Genomic DNA, 20,660 nt, shown 5'->3' with positions numbered 1-20,660 from the left:
GTCCGCCAGCAGCTGGCGCACCAGCGGATGCTGCCCGGCTCCGCCGCTGATGACGATATGCTCGCTGTGGATGCCGCACGCCTTCTGGGCGTCAATAATCTGCCGCAGGCCGTAGCCGATACCGCACAATCCGGCGACGTAGAGCGCCATCAGGTTGTCCAGATCCCGCTCCATCCCCAGCCCGGCGATAATCGCTTTCGCGTGCGGGTCGGCCAGCGGCGCCCGATTACCTAAAAATTCAGGCACCACGTGCAGCCCGGCGGCGAGTTTGACCGCGGCAGAAGGACGTTCCACTTTCGCCAGCACGCTATCGGCAAGATAAACCGGCAGCGGGACGCCGCGCGCCCTGGCCAGCGCCTTAGCCTCGGCGGCGGTGGGATGGAAGCTCAGCAGCTGGTCGATGGCCGCTCCGGCCGCGCTCTGCCCGCCTTCGCTCAGCCAGAACCCCGGCACCATCGCCGAGTAATATGGCCCCCAGACGCCGGGCACGAACACCGCTTCCTGAGTGGTGGTCATGGTGCAGGAGGAGGTGCCGAAGACGTAGGCCATATTGTTAACCGCGCCGTTAAGCACGCCGACGGTGCCGATACCGCCCGCGTGGGCATCGATCATACCGACCGCCACCGGAGTACCGACCGGCAGGCCCATCTCCTCTGCCGCCGTGGCGCAAAGGCCGTCGCCGCAGGGGGTTCCCGGATCGACAATCCGCTGGCCGATGCGGACAAAATCTTCATCCGCCAGCTCTTCGAGGCCAATCTGGCGGAAGTAGCTGGCATCCCAGCGTTGTTCATGCGCCAGGTAGGTCCATTTACAGGTCACGGTACAGACCGAGCGGGCTAAATCGCCGGTTGAGCGCCAGGTGAGATAATCGGCGAGGTCGAAGAAGTGGCGCGCCTGCTGATAAATGTGCGGGCGGTTCTCCTTCAGCCAGAGAATTTTCGGCGTTTCCATCTCCGGCGAGATTTTACCGCCGACGTACTGCAGCACCGCGTGGCCCGTGGCGTTGATCTTTTCCGCCTGCCCGGTGGCGCGGTGATCCATCCAGACGATAATGTTGCGCTCCGCATCTTCCGAAGGCCCGACCGCCAGCGGGGCGTCGTTATCGCCAATCACCACCAGCGAGCAGGTGGCATCGAAGCCGATTCCGGCAATCGATGACGGCGCGACCCCGGCGCTGGCCACCGCCGTTTTAATGCAGTAGCACACCGCCTGCCAGATCTCGCGACTCGACTGTTCGACCACGCTTCCGGCGCTGCGAAACAGGGTAATTTCCCGGGTCGCGTGGGCGAGAAGCTCGCCCCGCAGATTGAACACCCCGGCGCGAACGCTGCCCGAACCGACATCGACGCCAATAATATGTTGCGTATCGATTTGCATAACATCCTCTCACAGAGTCTGGTTGAACGGTCAGAGATCCACGCTGTTCGGCAGGATCACAATGTCGCGCACGGTGACGTTTTTCGAGCGCGTCACCATAAACAGCACCGACTCGGCCACCTCAATCGGCTGCATCAGGCTGCCGTTGGCCAGCGCTTCGTCCATTTTGGCTTTCGGCCAGTCGTCCAGCAGGGCGGTGACCACCGGGCCCGGCAGCACGGCGCCGACGCGCACGCCGTACTGCGAAACCTGGCGGCGGGTAGTATGAACAAACGCCTGGACGGCAAATTTCGACGCGGTATAGATAGGCTCCCAGATCACCGGCACCACCCCCGCGATAGAGCTGGTGAAGATAATGTCCCCGGACTTTTGCGCGATAAGATGCGGCAGCACGCTGCGCACGCAGCGGAAGGCGGCGTTGGTGTTGAGGTGCAGCACGCGGTCCCACACGTCCGGATCGCCCTCGGCCACCGGCCCGCCGATGTAAGCTCCGGCGTTGGCGTGGAAAATATCGAGACGCCCGGTAAGCTGCAAAATACCCTGCAGAATATTATCGACCTGATCCGCCTGCATCAGGTCAACCTGCAGGGCGAAGGCGTTTTCGCCGAGTTCGGCGACAAGTTTGTTGAGCTTCTCGCCTTCACGGTCGATAAGCACCACTTTTGCGCCAGCGCCCAGCAGGGTTCTGGCGCATTCGAGGCCGATACCGGACGCCGCGCCGGTAATGGCGGCGACTTTACCGCTAAGGGAAGTATTCATAGAGGAGACAGAGTGGTTCATTTTATAATCCTTTACAGAGTCTGGTTGGAACTATCGAACGCGAGGGCATCGCGTTCGACGCTGGAGACGAAAACTTGTTAAGGTATTGAATATGAGCGTCATTTTTTTGATGTTCGCTGGCGTATTCACGCTGAATGCGTTAATACTTCGGGAAGTAAAATGGAAGCTCAATCGATGAAGCTCATGTTGCGCTAGCTTCATCGATTGAGCAAGTGGGGAAATTAACAGCGAAATGATTTTGTGACGCAAGTTGGGAAAATGAAGAAAATCACGATTTACGACCTGGCGGAACTGTCCGGCGTTTCGGCGAGCGCGGTGAGCGCTATCCTCAACGGCAACTGGAAAAAGCGCCGCATCAGCGCGAAGCTTGCCGAAAAGGTGACGCGGATTGCCGAGGAGCAGGGCTATGCGATTAACCGCCAGGCCAGCATGCTGCGCAGCAAAAAATCGCGCGTCATCGGTATGATTATCCCCAAATACGATAACCGCTATTTCGGTTCGGTGGCGGAGCGCTTTGAGGAGATGGCCCGCGAGCGCGGCCTGCTGCCGATTATCACCTGTACGCGCCGGAGGCCGGAGCTGGAGATCGAAGCGGTAAAAGCGATGCTCTCCTGGCAGGTTGACTGGGTGGTGGCCACTGGGGCAACCAATCCGGACAAAATTACCGCCCTGTGCCAGCAGGCAGGCGTGCCCACGGTCAATCTCGACTTGCCGGGCTCTGTCGCCCCGTCGGTGATATCGGATAACTACGGCGGCGCGAAGGCGCTGACCCACAAAATCCTCGCCAACAGCGCTCGCCGCCGGGGAGCGCTGGCGCCGCTGACCTTTATCGGCGGGCGCAGCAGCGACCATAACACCCGCGAGCGTTTACGCGGCTTCCACGATGCGCATCGGGAGCAGGGGCTGGTCGTGCCGCAGGAAAATATCCTGGCGCCCGGCTATTCAAAAGGCAAAGTTGAGGCCTGCCTGCAGGAGCGGTTTGCTACCGCAAAGACCCCATTGCCGGGGCTATTTGTCAACTCGACAATATCGCTGGAAGGGGTGGTGCGTTGGCTGTCGCAGGCGGGACTTACCGGCAGCGAGCAGCCGCCGATGGGCTGCTTCGACTGGGACCCGTTTGTCTATCTGCTGGGGCACGATATCGACATGGTGCAGCAGGACGTGCCGGCGATGCTGGAAGCGGTGTTCACGATTATTGACGCCGGCGAGGCCGGGCAGCAGCGGATTGAAATCCCGCCGCTGTTGATGAGCAGCCGCTGATCCGGCTGCCGCCGTTAGCGCGTCAGCAGCCAGCGGGCGGTATGCTCGTCGGTCACCAGACCGTTGATCCAGCCGCCTTTAAGCGCCGCCAGAATCGCCGGGCGTTTGTACTCGCCGCACGCCACCGCGATGCGCGGGCACTGGTTCTGGCGGATATCGTAGCTGGTGATCATTCTGTTGATTTCGCTCTCCACCACGCCGCCTTCGGCATCGATAAAGCGTCCCATGATCTCGCCGATGCCGCCGCGTGCGGTCAGCTCATCCATCTGCGCCTGATTGATAAAGCCATCTTTGAAGATGGGGCTTTGGGTACCTAATGGCCCAATGCCGACAAAAATAACGTCCGCCCGGCGGGCGACGGCGGAAACGCTGCGAAACAGCCGGCTGGTACACCACATGTCGTACTCGTCCTGGGTCTGCGCGTAGCGCGGCGCGGGCCACTGATAGTACTTGGCCTTAATTTTGCTGGTCAGCAGCAGCGGGACGTCATCGTAATAGTTACATTGGCCGTCGGCGTCCATGGCGCTGATCAGGGCGACGCAGCGGGTGTTCAGACTGTCGAAGTCGATGCGCTGCAGCGCTTTTTTCAGGGTCAGGCCGGAACCCAGGCCGATGATTTTCTCTTTATCATCCTGCAGATAGCGGGCCATCAGCTGATAGCAGCCGAAGGAGACGCTATCCAGGGTGCTTTCTTCGTTAAAGGCGGGGACGATATTGCACTCGATAAGCCGGTACTTCTCCTGCAGCAGCTGCGCATAGTCGAGGCAGTTCGCCACCGGGTGGTGCAGGCTAATCGACACAATCCCTTCTTCTTTCGCGGCGGCGATCAGCCTCTGTACCACCGGCCGCGACGTGCCAAGCTGGTTGGCGATCTCGCTCTGATTCTGCCCGGCGATGTAGTACATCCACGCGGCGCGGACCTTTTGATCCAGCCGGATATCATCTTCTTTGCTCATGCTTTCCTGCCCTAAGTGTCGGGCCGCGGCGATAATTTCGCCCGGCGAATACCCGCATTCTCGCCGTGGTCGGGAAAACTGGCAAGCTTTTGCTCTTTTCTGGTCATTTGTAATTTTATTGGGTAATTGTTCTTTTGTGATCCGTGGCTCTTATTTTGGTCAATTGATCATTTACAGTGAGGCCATCAACTCAAGGAGAGCGGAACATGAACAATCAATTCACATGGCTTCACATTGGTCTGGGTTCTTTTCATCGCGCGCATCAGGCGTGGTATCTGCATCGTCTGATCGCTTCCGGAGATAAACGCTGGCACATCGCGGCGGGGAATATCCGCAACGACGCCGAACAGGTGGTTCAGGCGCTGGCGGCGCAGGGCGGGCGCTATGTGCTGGAAACCGTCAGCCCGGAAGGGGAACGTGAATATGAAGAGATCACCTCCATTCAGAAACTGCTGCCGTGGCAGGCCGGGCTGCAGCCGCTGATTAACGAAGGGGCAAACCCGCAGACCAAAGTCATCGCCTTCACCGTGACGGAAGGTGGCTACTACCTGAATACCCGCCATAAGCTGGAAACCAGCAACCCTGATTTGCAGGCCGATCTGGCAGGGGAGTGCAAAACGATTTACGGCACTATCGCGCGGATTCTGGAAAAGCGTATGGCGGACAACGCCGGGCCGCTGACTCTGCTGAACTGCGATAACGTGCGCCATAACGGCGAACGCTTCCACGACGGTATGGTTGAGTTCCTGCAGCTAACCGGCAAGCAGGCGGTGATTGACTGGATGGCCGCCAACACCACCTGTCCGAACACCATGGTCGACCGAATCACCCCGCGCCCGGCGGCGGACCTGCCCGCGCGCATCAAAGCGCAGACCGGCATTGACGATAAAGCGCCGGTGATGGGCGAGACCTTTATCCAGTGGGTGGTGGAAAACAACTTCCGCGATGAACGCCCGAACCTGGAAGCGGTCGGGGTTGAGATGGTGGCGTCGGTGATTCCTTACGAAGAGGCGAAAATTCGCATTCTGAACTCTTCGCACAGCTGCATTGCGTGGGCGGGAACGTTAATTGGCCAGCAGTACATTCATGAAAGCACGCTAACGGATTTCATCTACGCCATTGCCGACCGCTACGTTACGGAAGATGTGATCCCATGCCTCGGCGATAATGGCATTGACCTGCCGGCCTATCGCGACGTGGTGCTCAAACGCTTTACCAACCCATATATCCAGGACACCAACCAGCGCGTCGCCGCCGATGGCTTCTCGAAAATTCCGGCGATGATCGCCCCAACCCTGCAGGAGTGCTACCAGCGCGGCGTTCGCCCGCAAGCCACCGCCATGCTGCCCGCGCTGTTCTTCGTCTTTATGGAGCAGTGGCACAAGGGCACCCTGCCGTATGAGTACCAGGACGGCATCCTCGACGCCGAGGGGGTGCATCAGATGTTTGAAGCCAACGATCCGCTGGCCCTTTACGCCCGCGATAAAGCGCTGTTTGGCGAACTGGCCGAAAACGCCGATTTCCTCGCGCTGATGCGCGAAAAAGTGGCGGCCGTTTATACGCTGATTAACTAAGAGGTGGCTATGTATCTGGGTATCGATCTCGGCACATCGGAAGTCAAAGCGCTGGTCATTGATGAGAACAATGAGGTTATCGCCAGCCATAGCGCGCCGCTGAGCATTCAGCGGCCCCATCCGCACTGGTCAGAACAGTCGCCGCAGTCATGGTGGGAGGCGACGGAATATCTGATGACCACGCTGCGGGAAAAATGCGCCCAGCACTGGCCGGCTATTAAGGCCATTGGCCTTTCCGGGCAGATGCACGGCGCGGTCCTGCTGGATGCCGAGGGGGAGGTGATTCGCCCGGCAATCCTGTGGAACGACACCCGCTGCGCCGCGGAGTGCGCGGAGCTGGAGGAGAGGGCGCCGGAGCTGCATCAGGTGGCGGGAAACCTGGCGATGCCCGGCTTTACCGCGCCGAAGCTGCTGTGGGTGCGTCGCCATGAGCCGGAAAACTTTCAGCGCACCGCCACGGTGCTGCTGCCGAAGGATTATCTGCGCTACCGGATGACCGGTAAAAAAGTCTCCGATATGTCCGACGCCGCCGGGACGCTGTGGCTGGACGTGGCGAAGCGCGACTGGTCCGACGCTCTGCTGGATAAATGCGGCCTGGCGCGCAGCCAGATGCCGACCCTGGTTGAAGGCTGCGAGGTTTCCGCCACCCTTGACCCGCAGGTGGCCGAACGCTGGGGGCTGAACGCCTCGGTAGCGGTAGCCGGAGGCGGCGGCGATAACGCGGTCAGCGCGATCGGCGTCGGGGCGGTTTCACCGGGGGATGCGTTTATTTCGCTTGGTACCTCCGGGGTGCTGTTTGTGGTGACCGACGCCTATCGTCCGGCTCCGCAGTCGGCGGTCCATGCGTTTTGTCACGTGCTGCCGAATCTGTGGCATCAGATGAGCGTGATGCTCAGCGCCGCCAGCTGTTTGCAGTGGTTCTGCCGCCTGACCGGCACCACGGAAGTGGCGCTGCTGGAGGAGATTGCCGAACTTAGCGAAGAGGAGAAGTCCCACGCGCCGTTCTTCTTACCCTATCTCTCCGGCGAACGTACGCCGCACAACGATCCTGACGCGCGCGGCATGTTCTGGGGCATGACCCACTCCAGCCTGCGCGCCCAGCTCGGCTACGCGGTGCTGGAAGGGGTGAGCTTCGGCATCAGCGACGGTCTGCAGGTACTGAAAGAGAGCGGTACGCAGATCGAACAATGTTCGCTGGTTGGCGGTGGCGCCCGCAGCCCGTTCTGGGCGCAGCTGTTGGCCGATATCCTCGATATGCCGGTGGTGACCCACAAAGGCGGTGAGACCGGCGGCGCGCTGGGCGCGGCGCGGCTGGCCTGCCTGGCGGCGGGCAAACCGATTACCGAAGTCTGTGAAAAACCGGAGATCTGGCTGACCTGGCGCGCGGACCCGGTACGCCATCAAACCCTGATGCGGCGCTATGCGCAGTTTAAGACCCTGTATTTAAACGATCTGAACTATCGGCAGCATTAATTTTTATCACCATAACCGCTCCGGTGAACTGACCGGAGCGGCCTCCTGTACCCTAAAAACGAGGTCATTATGTCCATCAATAATAAACAGTGGCTCGGTTTACCCCTGAACCTGCTCTGGGGATACATCGCCATTGCCGTATTTATGACCGGCGACGGTTTTGAACTGGCATTCCTGTCGCACTACATCAAAGAGCTCGGGTTCTCCCCGGCGCAGGCATCGTTCGCCTTTACCCTCTACGGCTTGGCCGCCGCGCTGTCGGCGTGGATCTCCGGCGTGGTGGCGGAAATCATCACGCCGCTGAAGACCATGATGATTGGCTTCGTGCTGTGGTGCGTGTTCCACGTGCTGTTCCTCGTTTTCGGCCTTGGTCACGCGAACTATGCCCTGATCCTGGTTTTCTACGGCATCCGCGGCTTCGCGTATCCGCTGTTCCTTTACTCGTTTATCGTCGCCATTATCCACAACGTGAAAAGCGATAACGCCAGCTCGGCGATCGGCTGGTTCTGGGCAGTTTACTCGATCGGCATCGGCGTGTTCGGCAGCTATATTCCGAGCTTTACCATCCCGCATATCGGCGAGCTGGGGACTTTGTGGCTGGCGCTGGCTTTCTGCGTCACCGGCGGCATCATTGCGCTGGCTTCCCTGCGCCATATTAAAACGCCGCACCATATGCAGAACCTGACCACCCGCGAGAAGTTTGCCGAACTGGGCCGCGCGGCGACGCTGCTCTATACCAACCGCAATATTCTGCTGTCGAGCATGGTGCGAATTATCAACACCCTGTCGCTGTTCGGCTTTGCGGTGATTATGCCGATGATGTTCGTCGATGAGCTGGGCTTTACTACCTCGGAATGGCTGCAGGTGTGGGCGGTCTTCTTCTTCACCACCATTTTTTCGAACGTGCTGTGGGGCATTCTGGGTGAAAAACTGGGCTGGATGAAGGTGGTGCGCTGGTTCGGCTGCATCGGCATGGCGCTCTCCAGCCTGGCGTTTTATTACATTCCGCAGCACTTCGGACATAACTTCGCGATGGCGCTGCTTCCGGCTATCGCCCTGGGGATCTTTGTCGCCGCGTTCGTACCGCTGGCGGCCGTTTTCCCGGCGCTGGAGCCGAAGCACAAAGGCGCGGCCATTTCGGTATATAACCTGTCGGCGGGGATGTCGAACTTTCTCGCGCCGGCCATTGCAGTAATTTTGCTACCGTTCTTCAGCACCATCGGAGTGGTGATCGCCTATACCGCGCTGTACGTGGCGGCTTTTTTCCTCTGTGCGTTTATTCGCGTCGAGCAGCCGGGTTTTACCCACAAGGAAGCGCCGGCCAGCGAGCAGGTGGAGTTCTCTTAAGGTGATGCGGCCGGCATGCCAGGCATGCCGGCCTTAATGAGGTGGATGATGAGTATTCAGGCAGTGATTTTTGACATGGATGGCGTAATTATTGATTCCGAAGCCCTGTGGCGGCAGGCGCAAATCGACGCCCTCGCGCAGTGGGGAGCAACGGCGAGCGTCGAGGAGTGCGAAACCCTGACCAAAGGCAAACGCCTCGACGATATTGCCCGCACCTGGTGCCGCTATTGCCAGCTTGAGCTTGCCCCGCAGCGGCTTGAGGCCGCGATATTGCAGCGTATTACTGGCCTGATCGCCGCCGAAGGCGAGCCGATGCGCGGCGTGCATGAGGCGTTACGCTATTTTCGCCATACCGGTTATAAAATTGCCCTCGCCACCTCCTCGTCCCGGCAGGTTATCGCCGCCGTGCTGAACAAGCTCTCGCTCTGGCACTATTTTGATGTGATTTGCAGCGCGGATGATGAAGCGCAGGGCAAGCCGCATCCGGCGGTGTATCTGACAACGTTGGATAAGCTGAATCTCGACGCCAGCCGGTGCCTGGTGATCGAAGACAGCTTCAACGGCTTTAGCGCCGCCCGGGCGGCGGGGATTGCCACGATAGTGATTGCCGAAGATAGCCAGCATGCGCGTTTTCAGGGCGCCGCTGGCCGCTATCGGGCGCTGCCTGAACTGCTGGAAGCCCTCACCGCCGAGCCAGAGGCGGTCGAATAACTCACCCTTTCGTGAGCGCAGAAAATCCCGGGATGTACACGGTCGGTTACTCTCTTTTCTGCGCTCACGCCCCCCTTTTTCACCATGCCGATCCGCCTCACATTTCGCTTATCTTTTGTGAAAACAGTCACGCCTTGTTGTGCCAATGCCCAAATTTATTGCCTTGCTTAGCGGTGTTTGTCCGAGGCACTGCTGCGTAATTGTGCTTAGATTAGATATTGAAACATATTTTCAATAATGTGAAACCACTTTGCCGATTTGCTTCTATCGATCGGATTTGGCCGTGATAAGGACCGTGCATGAAAATTGAATCTGTAAATGTCACCGTTTTCCAGTATCCCACGCGTCGGGTTTCCGACAGCGCCGGGCACTCCCATCCGGGGGCTGAAAGCATGGCCAAAATGGCGATGCTGACCATCACCGCCGATGATGGCGCGCAGGGCTTTTCGTTTGCGCCTCCGGAAGTGGTGCGCCCGTTCGTGGTGAATACCTTTTTCCGCAAGGTGCTGGTGGGGCAGGACCCGTTTAACCGCGAGCGTATCTGGCAGGATCTTAACCACTGGCAGCGCGGCAGCGCTCACCAGCTGACCGAGCGCGCGCTGTCGTTTATTGAACAGGCGCTGTGGGACCTGCTAGGCCGCAGCCTTAAGATGCCGGTTTACAAGCTGCTCGGCGGCTATCGCGACATCGTCCCGGCTTACGGCAGCACGATGTGCGGCGACGATCTGCCGGGCGGTCTGTCGACCCCGGAGGAGTATGCCGCCTTTGCCGAAAAGCTGGTCGCCCGCGGCTACAAGGCCATCAAGCTGCACACCTGGATGCCGCCAATCTCTTTTGCGCCCAATCCCAAAATGGACATTAAAGCCTGCGCGGCGGTGCGCGAAGCGGTGGGGCCGGATATTGACCTGATGATTGACGGCTATCACTGGTACAGCCGCGCCGAGGCGCTGTGGATCGGCAAAGAGCTGGAAAAACTCAACTTCGCCTGGTTTGAGGAGCCGATGGAGGAGGATTCGATGTCCTCCTACGCGTGGCTGGCGGAAAATCTGTCGATCCCCATCGTCGGGCCGGAGAGCTTCGGCGGTAAGCACCGCATGCGCGCCGAATGGGTGAAAGCCGGAGCCTGCGACATTCTGCGCGCCGGCGCTAACGGCGTGGGCGGTATTACCCCGACCATGAAGGTCGCGGCGCTGGCGGAATCTTTCGGCATGGATTGCGAAGTCCACGGCAACGGCGCGGCAAGCCTGGCGGTGGTCGGGGCGATCCGCAACTGCCGCTGGTACGAGCGCGGCCTGCTGCATCCGTTCCTCGACTACGATGAACCGGCGGCTTATCTCAATAGCATTGTTGACCCGATGGATGACCAGGGCTTTGTGCATCTGTCACAACGTCCGGGCCTCGGCGAAGACATTAATTTTGCGTATATCGAAGCCAATACCGTTAGCCACGACTGATTCAAAAAAATAAATGCCCGATGGCGCTGCGCTTATCGGGCCTGCGGCCCGGTAGACCGGATAAGGCGAAAATGCCGTCATCCGGCAACATGTACCCTACAGTACAGGCAAACAGAGATATGAAAAAAACCTCCCGACTGGCAGCGTGCTTACTCGCGCTCGCCGTGTCGATGGGGAGCGGGGCGACGATGGCGAAAACGCCGCCCGACCAGCTCATCATCGGTATGAATATGAATAACCTGCTCACCCTGGACCCGGCGGCGATGACCGGTAATGAAGTGGTGGGGATCGTGGTCAACCTCTACGACTCGCTGGTGGAGCTTGACCCTGAGCAGCTCACCAACGTTAAGCCCGCGCTGGCGAAATCCTGGGATATCAGCCCCGACGGCAAAACCCTGACCTTTCATCTGCGCGACGACGTGAAATTTCACTCCGGCAACCCGCTGACCGCCGCCGACGTTGTGTGGTCGATGCGGCGCATCCTGCACCTCAACCTGGCGCAGGCCTCGGTATGGAAATCCTACGGCTTCAGTCAGAAAAACATCGACGGCCAGGTCAGCGCGCCGGACAGCTTCACGGTGCAGATCGTGTTGCCTAAAGATAACGACCCGCAGCTGGTGATCTACTCGCTGGCGGCGCTGGGCAACCTCGGAGTGCTCGACAGCAAAACGGTGCAAAGCCACCAGCAGGATAACGACTGGGGTAACCGCTGGCTGACCACCCATGAAGCCGGTTCCGGGCCGTTCACGCTGGAAACCTGGCAGGCGAAAGATGTGCTGCGCATGAAGCGCAATCCTGACTACTGGCGCGGCGAGGCGAAAATGAGCCGCGTGGTGCTGCGCCATTTCCAGGAGTCGCAAACCCTGCGCCTGATGATCGAAAAAGGCGACCTCGATATTGCCAACAATATGGCGGTTTCCGACATCAACGCCCTGCGCAGCGACCCCCAGCTGACCGTCGATGCGGTGCAGCGCGGCACCATGTACTACGTGGCGATGAGCATGAAAGAGGCGCACTTCGCCCATCCGAAAGTGCGCGAAGCGGTGCGCTATCTGATTGACTACCAGGGCATCAATAAAGCGCTGATGCCGGGCTACGGGGTGCTGCACCAGCGGCCGATTAAGGCGGGCATGCCGTCAACGCTGCCCGACCCGGGCTATAAGCTGGACGTGGCGCGGGCGAAAAAGCTGCTGGCGGAAGCAGGCTATCCCAACGGCTTTGATACCACGCTGCGGGTCCTCTCGGATCAGCCGTTCCTGAACATTGCAATCGCCGTGCAGTCGACGCTGATGCAGGCGGGGATTAACGCCAAAATTATCACCGGCACCGGTAACCAGATCTACGGCGCGATGCGCGAGCGTAAATTTGACCTGCTGATAGGACGCGGCGGCAGCGGAATGGAGCCGCACCCGCACTCCAGCCTGCGCGCGCTGGTCTATAACCCGGATAACAGCGATGAGGCGCGCCTGACCAACTTCCAGGGCTGGCGCACCGGCTTTTACGACCCGCAGCTCAACGCGATGATTGACCGCGCCCTGCTGGAACGCGATCCGCAAAAACAGGTGGCCGACTACCAGGCCATCCAGACGCGCTACGACCAGCTGGTCCCGGCCCTCATTCCGCTTTCGCAGATGGTCGATTCCGTGGTGGTGCGCAATGAGGTACGGCAGTATCAGCCGCACCCCTCAGCCACCACTTTTCTGCGTGACGTCGATAAAGTCCGCGAAGGAGAGAAAGGATGAGTATCGCAATTCTTGCGCCCGGCTCACGCGGCCGGCGCTTATCAAAACGGCTGCTGCAGGTGGTGATTACGTTGTTCGGCCTGCTGCTGTTGACCTTCACTATTGGCCGCGTCATGCCCATCGACCCGGTGCTGGCGATTGTTGGCCCGGACGCTGACCAGAGTACATACCAGCAGGTTTACCATCAGCTGGGGTTTGATAAATCGCTGACCACCCAGTTTGGCATCTATTTCGTCAACCTGCTGCACGGCGATCTGGGCAACGCGCTGCTGACCGGGAAACCGGTGGTGGACGACATTATCCGCGTCTTCCCGGCCACCATGGAGCTGGCGACGATGGCGATTCTCGTCGGCGCGGGCCTCGGTATTCCGCTGGGCGTGCTGGCGGCGGCGCGGCGCAATAGCGTCTCCGATTATGTCGTGCGCATTATCAGCCTGGCGGGCTACTCGACGCCGATTTTCTGGGTCGGGATGATGGGGCTTTTAGTCTTCTACGCCTGGCTCGGCTGGGTGGGCGGCGCCGGACGGGTGGACCTTGGTCTGGACGGTATGGTGCCGCGCCGCACGGGGCTGATGACCGTTGATGCGCTGCTGGCGGGCAACGGTCAGGTCTTCTGGAACTCAATTAATCACCTGATTCTGCCCGCCTCGCTGCTGGGCTTTCACTCGCTGGCCTACATCAGCCGCATGACCCGCAGCTTTATGCTGGCCCAGCTGTCGCAGGAGTTCATTATTACCGCGCGGGTGAAGGGGCTGACCGAGCGTCAGGTCATCTGGAACCATGCGTTTCGCAATATCCTCGTACAGCTGCTGACGGTGGTGGCGCTGGCCTACGGCGCGCTGCTGGAAGGCGCGGTGCTGATTGAAACCGTCTTCTCGTGGCCGGGTTTCGGCTCCTACCTCACCGGTAGCCTGCTGCTGGGCGATATGAATGCGGTAATGGGCTGCGTGCTGCTGGTGGGGGCGATCTTCGTGATGCTCAACCTGCTCTCCGACATGCTGTATCAATTCTTTGACCCGAGGACAAAATCATGACCGTTTCTCTGGATTCGCCGCTTTCGGGCGGCACGGGCGAAGGCCGTCAGCGGCTGCAACGCGCGGCGGCGCGGGCCGTCGGGTTTATCGGCAAAATGGCGCGCAACCCGCTAACGGCCATCGGCGGCGGAATTATCTTTCTGCTGCTGGTGGTGGCGATTTTCGCGCCGCTGATTGCTCCGTATAACCCGCTGGTGCAGGACCTGAACAGCGCGCTGGTCGCGCCGAACGCGCAGCACTGGTTCGGCACCGATGAGTTTGGCCGGGATATCTTTAGCCGCCTGGTGTACGGCTCGCGCATCACGCTCTATATCGTGCTGCTGGTCTCGGTGACCGTCGGTCCGCTCGGGCTGCTGCTCGGCGTCAGCGCCGGCTATTTTGGCGGTAAGGTCGATATGGTGCTGATGCGCGTCACCGATATTTTCATCTCCTTCCCGAGTCTGGTCCTGGCGCTGGCGTTTGTCGCCGCCTTAGGTCCGGGGCTGGAGCACGTGGTTATCGCCATCACGCTCACCGCCTGGCCGCCGATAGCCCGCCTGGCGCGCGCCGAAACGCTCTCTCTGCGCCAGGCCGATTTTATCTCCGCCGTACGTCTGCAGGGCGCATCATCGGCCCGCGTCCTCTGGCACCATATCGTGCCGCTGTGTCTGCCCTCGGTCATTATCCGTATCACCATGAATATGGCCGGGATCATTCTGACCGCGGCCGGTCTGGGCTTTCTCGGGCTCGGCGCGCAGCCGCCGGAGCCGGAGTGGGGGGCGATGATCTCCAGCGGGCGCACTTACATGATGGAGTGCTGGTGGGTGGTTACGATTCCGGGGCTGGCGATTCTGATCAACAGCTTAGCGTTTAACTTCTTAGGAGATGGCCTACGTGACATCCTCGATCCCCGCAGCGAATAATGCTCCGCTGCTCGATGTGCGCGATCTGTGCGTCGACTTTGTTAACGGCAGCGCGGTGACCCATGCCGTGCGCGGCGTCTCCTTCCAGCTGGGGCGCGAAAAGCTGGCCATTGTCGGCGAGTCCGGTTCAGGTAAATCCACCGTTGGGCGCGCCCTGCTGCAGCTGCATCCGAAAAAGGCCCGCGTCAGCGCCAGCCGGATGCAGTTTGCCAACCTCGATCTGCTGCATCTTACTGAAGCGCAGATGCGCGGCGTGCGCGGCAAACGTATCTCCATGATTATGCAGGACCCGAAATATTCGCTTAATCCGGTGGTCTGCGTCGGTAAGCAAATCGCCGAGGCCTGGCTGACCCATCATCCGGGACGCAAAGATGAGGCGAAGGCAAAGGCGCTGGAGATGCTGGAGGTGGTGCGTATTCGCCAGCCGGAGCGCGTTTATCAGCTTTATCCGCATGAGATATCCGGCGGACAGGGGCAGCGCATCATGATTGCCATGATGCTGATTACCGACCCGGAGCTGGTGATTGCCGATGAGCCGACCTCCGCGCTGGACGTGTCGGTGCGCCTGCAGGTACTGGGCCTGCTGGATGATCTGGTTCAGTCGCGCGGGCTGGGGCTGATTTTTATTAGCCACGACATCAACCTGGTGCGCAGCTTTTGCGACCGCGTGCTGGTGATGTACGCCGGACGGGTGGTGGAGTCTATTGCCGCCTGCGATCTCGATAACGCCCGCCATCCCTATACTCAGGGGCTGATTAACTCGCTGCCGGATATGCAGCATCGTCGCCCGATACTGCCGGTGCTGCAGCGCCAGGCCAGCTGGTTAACGGAATAAGGAGTGGATGATGATTGAAGTTCAACGTCTCAACCTCGCGTTTGGCGAAGGGGAGAAGCGTAACCAGGTGCTGTACGACGTTAATTTCCACGTTAAGCCCGGCGAGATCTACGGTCTGGTAGGGGAGTCCGGCTCCGGCAAAACCACGGTGCTGAAGTGCCTGGCGGGGCTGTTTACCCACTGGCAGGGGGAGTTAACCATTGACGGGCAGCGCTTAGGGCATGAGATTAGCCGCGAGCGCTGCCGTCAGGTGCAGATGGTATTTCAGGACCCGTACGGATCGCTGCATCCCCGTCACACCATTGGCGATATCCTTGAAGAGCCGCTGCAGATTCATCGCATTCACGATCGCGACCGGCGGATTCATGCGCTGCTGGACAAAGTGGGCCTCAATCGTGCGTTTCGCGAACGCTATCCGCATCAGCTTTCCGGTGGCCAGCGGCAGCGCGTGGCGATTGCCAGAGCGCTGATCCTTGAGCCGCAGGTGCTGCTGCTGGATGAGCCGACGTCGGCGCTGGATGTGTCGGTGCAGGCCGAGATCCTCAACCTGCTGGCAGAATTGCAGCAGGAGGCTAAACTCACTTACCTGATGGTGACCCACGATTTGGGCGTCATTGCCCATTTATGCCAGAAGGTGGCGGTAATGCAGTACGGGAAAATCCTTGAAACCCTGACGGTCGATGCGCTGGTCAACGGCGAGGCGCAAACGGCCTATACGCAGATGCTGGTAAACGCCAGCCGGCAATATACGCGCGAAATGGCGCGCGAGGTGGCGGCATACTAAGCGATATGGCGCATTGTCTCGCGGGCAATGCGCCCTGTTTTTGGATAAAACTTTGAAATGATATGTATTAATAGTTATAAATATCGTCTATTAATGTAAAAGTGGTGTTTAGATCTAAAATGAAAGTATCTGTTGTATGAATGAAAATATATGGAATCATAACTTGTGTTTATTATTCACTTTGAAATAAATAACCAGATTTGCTTCAAATCTCAAAATATTCCATGCTGTAAATTCATTTAAACCTTGCTAATTGCAAGGAAAAACTGCGTATTACGCCTCCAGATCCGCTGAGTAATAGAGTAAACTCGCCTGCGAATAATCTTAAGTTATCAGCTGCGTCATAAAGGATTACCGTATTTAGAGTAGGGTACCCATGCCGCTTATCCACTTGATTACTATTCTCAGGGAACAGGATGGAAAAAACATATACGATTAATGGAATAATTACATTTATTCCTCAACGTGGTGCTCTAATACTCATTGCTGACGAGACGAAAACGGTTTCATTAAATATGCCGGCCAGCCGTTGTTTATTGCTGCTTATTCAGCAGGATGGCAAAACCGTTGCCCGCGAAACCTTTTTCGAGGAAGTGTGGATAAAGCATGGCTCCCAGGTAACCAGCAACGGTTTCTACCAGAATATTTCTCTGCTGCGCCGGGCATTTAAAGAGCTGGGCATGGAGGGCGATATTATTATTACGCTGCCGAGGGTTGGCGTCAGGCTGGATGCGACAATATCGGTGACGGAGTCTCAGCCGTGCGAGATGGAGAAGGCGCCGGAGCCACAGGTGCCCGTAGACGGGCCCGTGCACGAGGAGGTCGCGGCTGCGAGTGTGCCTGAAAAAAAGCGGTTAAGGCCGCGATGCTCTCTGTTATGGGGGCTTGCGGCGCTGCTGAGCTGTCTGGTCGGCGGTTTTGTTGCGTGGCAAACAGAATTCGACTCTTATTTGCAAACTTATTCGCCCATAATTGCTAAACTTTCGCAACAATGTCATTTCTTTGCCAATAATGATGTGGTTGATCACGTTCGTCATGTCAATTTTATCAAGCGCAGCAAATTTGAATGTGAAGAATACTCGTGGATTTATTTGACGCTTTATCCCGGGCAAGCGCGGGTGTCGGTGATTCGCTGCCGTCAGCCATTTAGTCAATGGCGTGATAATCAATGCCTCACCAAATATTACATTAAGGAGGTAGCCAATGCGCCCGCGTGAAATTAAATGGTTAATCGCTATCGTATTTATCGGGGTGCTTAGCGGAATAATGATAAAATCCTGGCAATACTGGCAGCGCAATCATTTCCAGTGCAGCGGCGAGATGCGGCTAATTAACGCAGGCTACCAGGGCGATATTTCCTTACGCTACGTATTTGATAGCAGCCGCGGGCTGGCGATGGTCCGGGGGGAAATTACGCCGCCGCAGGGCGCTGCGTTTACCATTAATCAGAACATCTGGTTTAGCTTTACCCGCGACGGCCAGCACTACTTCCTGCGTTCGGAAACCGTCTCAGCCAGCATCGGCGAGACCGAGCAGGAGGAGCATGTAAAGCGTATCCTGCCAGCGTTTTTCCTCCAGCCGCAGGTGCCGTTTTACCTTAACATCCAGCGGCTCAATGAACGTACCCGGCTGCTGTATACCAGCCGGGCGCCGTCTTTGCTTTGCGAAACCTGATTAACGTAGCAGCGGGCAGTCCGGCGGCAGTCGGCAGCGTAGCGCGGCCGGTAACAGCTCCATACGGAAGGTTTTGCCGGTTAGCGGTTCACCATCGAGATTAAACGTCATCTCGTGGGGTGCGGTGATCTCGAACCACGATGAGACGCCGTCGATAATATTCGGCGAGGTTTCCGGATTGGCCAGGGTGCTGAACAATGCGGGGATTAGCTCTTCGCCGGTGAAAATGCGCAGATGCAGCAGGCCGTCGTTGATTAACGCTTCCGGGCACAGCTGCTGGCCGCCGCCGGCCTGGCGCCCGTTGCCGATGCCGATGACCAGCGCGTCGCCATGCCAGTGAAAGTTCTCGCCGCGGATTTCGCAGCGGTCCGGCTTAAGCGTATCCATGCGCATCAGGCCGTGGATTAAATAAGAGACGCCGCCCAGCGCGGCCTTGAGCTTCTCCGGGGTTTCGGTCGTGATTCGGGTGCCGAAACCGCCGGTGGCCATATTAATAAAACCGGTCTTATCGTTAACCCGTGCAACATCTATCGCCACATCGCGGCCAACGATGGCCAGCTTCAGGGCGCTGGCCAGATCCTGAGGGATGCCGACGCTGGTAGCGAAGTCGTTCGCCGTGCCCAGCGGTAAAATTCCCAGCGCCAGATTGCCGTCGCGCTCCACCAGCGCCGTCGCCACCTCATTGATGGTGCCATCGCCGCCGCCGGCAATCACCGTTTCGACGTTCAGCGTCAGGGCTTCATCGATAAACCGAACGGCATCGCCCTTTTCCCAGGTGACGCGGACGTGAATATCGATACCTTCGTCGCGTAACAGTTTAACCGCCTCTCGCAGGGACGGTTCATTGGCGCCTTTACCATTCAGAATCAGTAAGCTGGCTGGAAACGTGGACATTATCAGGGGACCTTTGTTGCTCAATGATGCATAAAGTGTACCGCATGCGGAAAGGGAAGGCCGGGAGAGTGATAAAAAAATAAGCCCGCGTAAGGGAGATTACGCAGGCTAAGGAGGTGGTTCCTGGTACAGCTAGCATTTATGGGTTATGTTTTTCAGCGAAATGGATGATATCTGCTTTGAACGAACCGGTATGTGATCCGTTTCTAATATCTTTACATCGTGAAAAAATAACCCAAATTAACTAGTTACCGTGCGGGTTTCTGGTCGTCTGGCCAGTAAAATTACGCATCAGCAGCGCATACTGCAGCGCCATATCTTCCGGAACAGGCAACCATACCGTGTGGCCATCGCCCGGCGCGACCGGCATGCGTTCGCCTTTGCCGTTTTCCATATGCTCGAGGGTAAAGTTAACGTTGCCCTGCGGGGTCATCAGCTCAAGGCTGTCGCCGACGGAAAATTTGTTTTTCACCGCCACCGCCGCCAGCTGGCCGTTGCGCTCGCCGGTAAATTCGCCGACAAACTGCTGGCGTTCGGAAACGGAGTAGCCGTGCTCGTAGTTCTGGTAGTCATCGTGCGTATGGCGACGCAGGAAGCCTTCGGTATAGCCACGGTGCGCGAGGTTTTCCAGGGTATCCAGCAGGGAGGTGTCGAACGGTTTGCCAGCGGCAGCATCGTCAATGGCCTTGCGGTAGACCTGAGCGGTACGGGCGCAATAGTAATGTGATTTGGTGCGGCCTTCGATTTTCAGCGAGTGGACGCCCATCTGGGTCAGGCGCTCAACGTGGGCAATCGCGCGCAGATCTTTCGAGTTCATGATGTAGGTGCCGTGTTCGTCTTCGAAAGCGGTCATGTATTCGCCCGGACGTTTGGCCTCTTCAATCATAAACACCTGGTCAGTCGGCGCGCCGATACCCAGCGTTGGCTCGACGTTCTGCACCGGGATCGGTTCGTGCTTATGCACGATATTACCGACGTCGTCTTCTTTGCCTTCCTGGACGTTATACTCCCAGCGGCAGGCGTTGGTGCAGGTCCCCTGGTTTGGGTCGCGTTTGTTGATATAGCCTGAGAGCAGGCAGCGGCCGGAGTAGGCCATGCACAGCGCGCCGTGAACGAAAATTTCGATCTCCATTTCCGGCACCTGGCTGCGAATTTCGGCGATTTCATCCAGCGACAGCTCGCGGGAGAGAATAACGCGGGTGAGCCCCATTTGCTGCCAGAACTTGACCGTCGCCCAGTTGACGGCGTTGGCCTGTACCGACAGGTGAATATCCATATGCGGGAAATTTTCGCGCACCAGCATGATCAACCCCGGGTCGGACATGATCAGCGCGTCCGGCCCCATTTCCACCACCGGCTTCAGATCGCGAATAAACGTTTTCAGCTTGGCGTTATGCGGGGCAATGTTAACCACCACATAGAATTTTTTACCCAGCGCGTGGGCTTCGTTGATGCCGAGCTGCAGATTTTCGTGATTGAATTCGTTGTTACGCACGCGCAGGGAGTAGCGCGGTTGGCCCGCGTAAACGGCGTCTGCGCCATAAGCGAAAGCGTAACGCATATTTTTCAGCGTTCCCGCCGGGGAAAGGAGTTCCGGTTTAAACATGATTTTCTCGTTCTGATGACAGGTCAGATTCGCCGCACCCGGTACGGCGAGTTGGGGAGTGCCCCCACATTAAGGGCGGGCATTGTAGCGCCGTGGGGGAGGGGAGTAAATATCAGTCGGGTATCTTTGGTGATAAGCGGGCGGCAAATCTTTACAGGGCATGAATCGCGCGGTCGCTAACTGCCGGTTTCAGCCGCTGCTTTTCCCCGGAGGCGGCGCTTGACGCGCCTGTCCGGGCTACCTGCCCCGCAGACGGC

Annotated in this window: 18 protein-coding genes; 13 read left to right on the top strand and 5 right to left on the bottom strand. The window is 58.5% G+C overall.

Annotated features, from left to right (window positions below; genetic code table 11):
- Positions 1-1,377: FGGY-family carbohydrate kinase (locus tag CDA56_RS10605; protein WP_104011351.1), on the bottom strand; the 1,377-nt coding region annotated here is incomplete at its 3' end.
- Between the two features lie 30 nt (positions 1,378-1,407).
- Entirely contained in the window at positions 1,408-2,157 is a 750-nt protein-coding gene (locus CDA56_RS10600; RefSeq protein ID WP_004852583.1) for an SDR family oxidoreductase, read from the bottom strand.
- A 258-nt stretch (positions 2,158-2,415) separates the two neighbouring features.
- Between CDA56_RS10600 and CDA56_RS10595 the strand changes: the two genes are divergently transcribed.
- Complete coding sequence (locus CDA56_RS10595; protein WP_025107794.1) at positions 2,416-3,417, top strand: LacI family DNA-binding transcriptional regulator; 1,002 nt, start codon at positions 2,416-2,418, stop codon at positions 3,415-3,417.
- A gap of 14 nt (positions 3,418-3,431) precedes the next feature.
- On the opposite strand, the gene CDA56_RS10590 is transcribed toward CDA56_RS10595, so the two are convergent.
- Positions 3,432-4,373: a sugar-binding transcriptional regulator gene (locus CDA56_RS10590; RefSeq protein ID WP_064380163.1), complete on the bottom strand. Its 942-nt coding sequence runs from the start codon at positions 4,371-4,373 to the stop codon at positions 3,432-3,434.
- A 206-nt stretch (positions 4,374-4,579) separates the two neighbouring features.
- Here CDA56_RS10590 and dalD point away from each other — a divergent pair, with 206 nt between their 5' ends.
- The 12 genes from dalD (at position 4,580) to CDA56_RS10530 (ending at position 17,903) form a co-directional block, all read left to right on the top strand.
- Positions 4,580-5,947, top strand: a complete 1,368-nt coding sequence (gene dalD / locus CDA56_RS10585; RefSeq protein ID WP_032693709.1) for a D-arabinitol 4-dehydrogenase — start codon at positions 4,580-4,582, stop codon at positions 5,945-5,947.
- Between the two features lie 9 nt (positions 5,948-5,956).
- The gene (gene xylB, locus CDA56_RS10580) at positions 5,957-7,420 is read left to right on the top strand and encodes a xylulokinase (RefSeq protein WP_103814582.1); all 1,464 of its coding nucleotides are present in this window, start codon (positions 5,957-5,959) and stop codon (positions 7,418-7,420) included.
- 69 nt (positions 7,421-7,489) lie between these two features.
- Positions 7,490-8,767 (top strand): D-arabinitol transporter, encoded by a 1,278-nt coding sequence (dalT, locus tag CDA56_RS10575; protein WP_025107791.1) that lies wholly within the window; start codon positions 7,490-7,492, stop codon positions 8,765-8,767.
- Positions 8,768-8,815: 48 nt separating this feature from the next.
- On the top strand, positions 8,816-9,478 hold the full coding sequence (locus CDA56_RS10570) for an HAD family hydrolase (protein WP_047723268.1): 663 nt from the start codon (positions 8,816-8,818) through the stop codon (positions 9,476-9,478).
- Positions 9,479-9,777: 299 nt separating this feature from the next.
- A complete protein-coding gene (locus CDA56_RS10565) occupies positions 9,778-10,932 on the top strand; it encodes a mandelate racemase family protein (protein WP_103814580.1) in 1,155 nt (384 codons plus the stop codon).
- Between the two features lie 119 nt (positions 10,933-11,051).
- Positions 11,052-12,674 (top strand): ABC transporter substrate-binding protein, encoded by a 1,623-nt coding sequence (locus CDA56_RS10560; RefSeq protein ID WP_064357849.1) that lies wholly within the window; start codon positions 11,052-11,054, stop codon positions 12,672-12,674.
- Positions 12,671-13,708, top strand: a complete 1,038-nt coding sequence (locus CDA56_RS10555) for an ABC transporter permease (protein ID WP_103814578.1) — start codon at positions 12,671-12,673, stop codon at positions 13,706-13,708. The genes CDA56_RS10560 and CDA56_RS10555 overlap by 4 nt, the downstream gene beginning before the upstream one ends.
- Positions 13,705-14,610: an ABC transporter permease gene (locus tag CDA56_RS10550; RefSeq protein ID WP_032719861.1), complete on the top strand. Its 906-nt coding sequence runs from the start codon at positions 13,705-13,707 to the stop codon at positions 14,608-14,610. The genes CDA56_RS10555 and CDA56_RS10550 overlap by 4 nt, the downstream gene beginning before the upstream one ends.
- The gene (locus CDA56_RS10545) at positions 14,582-15,445 is read left to right on the top strand and encodes an ABC transporter ATP-binding protein (protein WP_032719918.1); all 864 of its coding nucleotides are present in this window, start codon (positions 14,582-14,584) and stop codon (positions 15,443-15,445) included. The genes CDA56_RS10550 and CDA56_RS10545 overlap by 29 nt, the downstream gene beginning before the upstream one ends.
- 10 nt (positions 15,446-15,455) lie before the next feature.
- Positions 15,456-16,229, top strand: a complete 774-nt coding sequence (locus CDA56_RS10540) for an ABC transporter ATP-binding protein (protein WP_014230105.1) — start codon at positions 15,456-15,458, stop codon at positions 16,227-16,229.
- A gap of 416 nt (positions 16,230-16,645) precedes the next feature.
- Positions 16,646-17,446 carry a winged helix-turn-helix domain-containing protein gene (locus tag CDA56_RS10535; protein ID WP_032719859.1) on the top strand — a complete coding sequence of 267 codons (801 nt, stop codon included), beginning with the start codon at positions 16,646-16,648 and terminating at the stop codon, positions 17,444-17,446.
- The gene (locus CDA56_RS10530; protein ID WP_014230103.1) at positions 17,433-17,903 is read left to right on the top strand and encodes a hypothetical protein; all 471 of its coding nucleotides are present in this window, start codon (positions 17,433-17,435) and stop codon (positions 17,901-17,903) included. The genes CDA56_RS10535 and CDA56_RS10530 overlap by 14 nt, the downstream gene beginning before the upstream one ends.
- On the opposite strand, the gene yegS is transcribed toward CDA56_RS10530, so the two are convergent.
- Both yegS and trhP read right to left on the bottom strand, forming a co-directional pair.
- The gene (yegS, locus tag CDA56_RS10525) at positions 17,904-18,797 is read right to left on the bottom strand and encodes a lipid kinase YegS (protein ID WP_009654032.1); all 894 of its coding nucleotides are present in this window, start codon (positions 18,795-18,797) and stop codon (positions 17,904-17,906) included.
- A 244-nt stretch (positions 18,798-19,041) separates the two neighbouring features.
- The gene (trhP, locus tag CDA56_RS10520; protein WP_009654001.1) at positions 19,042-20,403 is read right to left on the bottom strand and encodes a prephenate-dependent tRNA uridine(34) hydroxylase TrhP; all 1,362 of its coding nucleotides are present in this window, start codon (positions 20,401-20,403) and stop codon (positions 19,042-19,044) included.
- Positions 20,404-20,660: the final 257 nt, after the last annotated feature.

The organism is Klebsiella michiganensis (assembly GCF_002925905.1).
Taxonomy (GTDB): domain Bacteria; phylum Pseudomonadota; class Gammaproteobacteria; order Enterobacterales; family Enterobacteriaceae; genus Klebsiella; species Klebsiella michiganensis.
Note: the sequence above shows the minus strand (reverse complement) of the source record. Positions and strands in the feature narration are given on the sequence as shown.

Bases quoted from the DNA above. Each gene is read 5' to 3' on its own strand.
- xylB (WP_103814582.1), top strand. From the start codon at position 5,957: ATGTATCTGGGTATCGATCTCGGCACATCGGAAGTCAAAGCGCTGGTC.
- CDA56_RS10570 (WP_047723268.1), top strand. From the start codon at position 8,816: ATGAGTATTCAGGCAGTGATTTTTGACATGGATGGCGTAATTATTGAT.
- dalD (WP_032693709.1), top strand. From the start codon at position 4,580: ATGAACAATCAATTCACATGGCTTCACATTGGTCTGGGTTCTTTTCAT.
- CDA56_RS10550 (WP_032719861.1), top strand. From the start codon at position 13,705: ATGACCGTTTCTCTGGATTCGCCGCTTTCGGGCGGCACGGGCGAAGGC.
- trhP (WP_009654001.1), bottom strand. From the start codon at position 20,403: ATGTTTAAACCGGAACTCCTTTCCCCGGCGGGAACGCTGAAAAATATG.
- yegS (WP_009654032.1), bottom strand. From the start codon at position 18,797: ATGTCCACGTTTCCAGCCAGCTTACTGATTCTGAATGGTAAAGGCGCC.
- CDA56_RS10530 (WP_014230103.1), top strand. From the start codon at position 17,433: ATGCGCCCGCGTGAAATTAAATGGTTAATCGCTATCGTATTTATCGGG.
- CDA56_RS10560 (WP_064357849.1), top strand. From the start codon at position 11,052: ATGAAAAAAACCTCCCGACTGGCAGCGTGCTTACTCGCGCTCGCCGTG.
- CDA56_RS10600 (WP_004852583.1), bottom strand. From the start codon at position 2,157: ATGAACCACTCTGTCTCCTCTATGAATACTTCCCTTAGCGGTAAAGTC.
- CDA56_RS10595 (WP_025107794.1), top strand. From the start codon at position 2,416: ATGAAGAAAATCACGATTTACGACCTGGCGGAACTGTCCGGCGTTTCG.
- CDA56_RS10590 (WP_064380163.1), bottom strand. From the start codon at position 4,373: ATGAGCAAAGAAGATGATATCCGGCTGGATCAAAAGGTCCGCGCCGCG.
- CDA56_RS10535 (WP_032719859.1), top strand. From the start codon at position 16,646: ATGGAAAAAACATATACGATTAATGGAATAATTACATTTATTCCTCAA.
- CDA56_RS10540 (WP_014230105.1), top strand. From the start codon at position 15,456: ATGATTGAAGTTCAACGTCTCAACCTCGCGTTTGGCGAAGGGGAGAAG.
- CDA56_RS10555 (WP_103814578.1), top strand. From the start codon at position 12,671: ATGAGTATCGCAATTCTTGCGCCCGGCTCACGCGGCCGGCGCTTATCA.
- dalT (WP_025107791.1), top strand. From the start codon at position 7,490: ATGTCCATCAATAATAAACAGTGGCTCGGTTTACCCCTGAACCTGCTC.
- CDA56_RS10565 (WP_103814580.1), top strand. From the start codon at position 9,778: ATGAAAATTGAATCTGTAAATGTCACCGTTTTCCAGTATCCCACGCGT.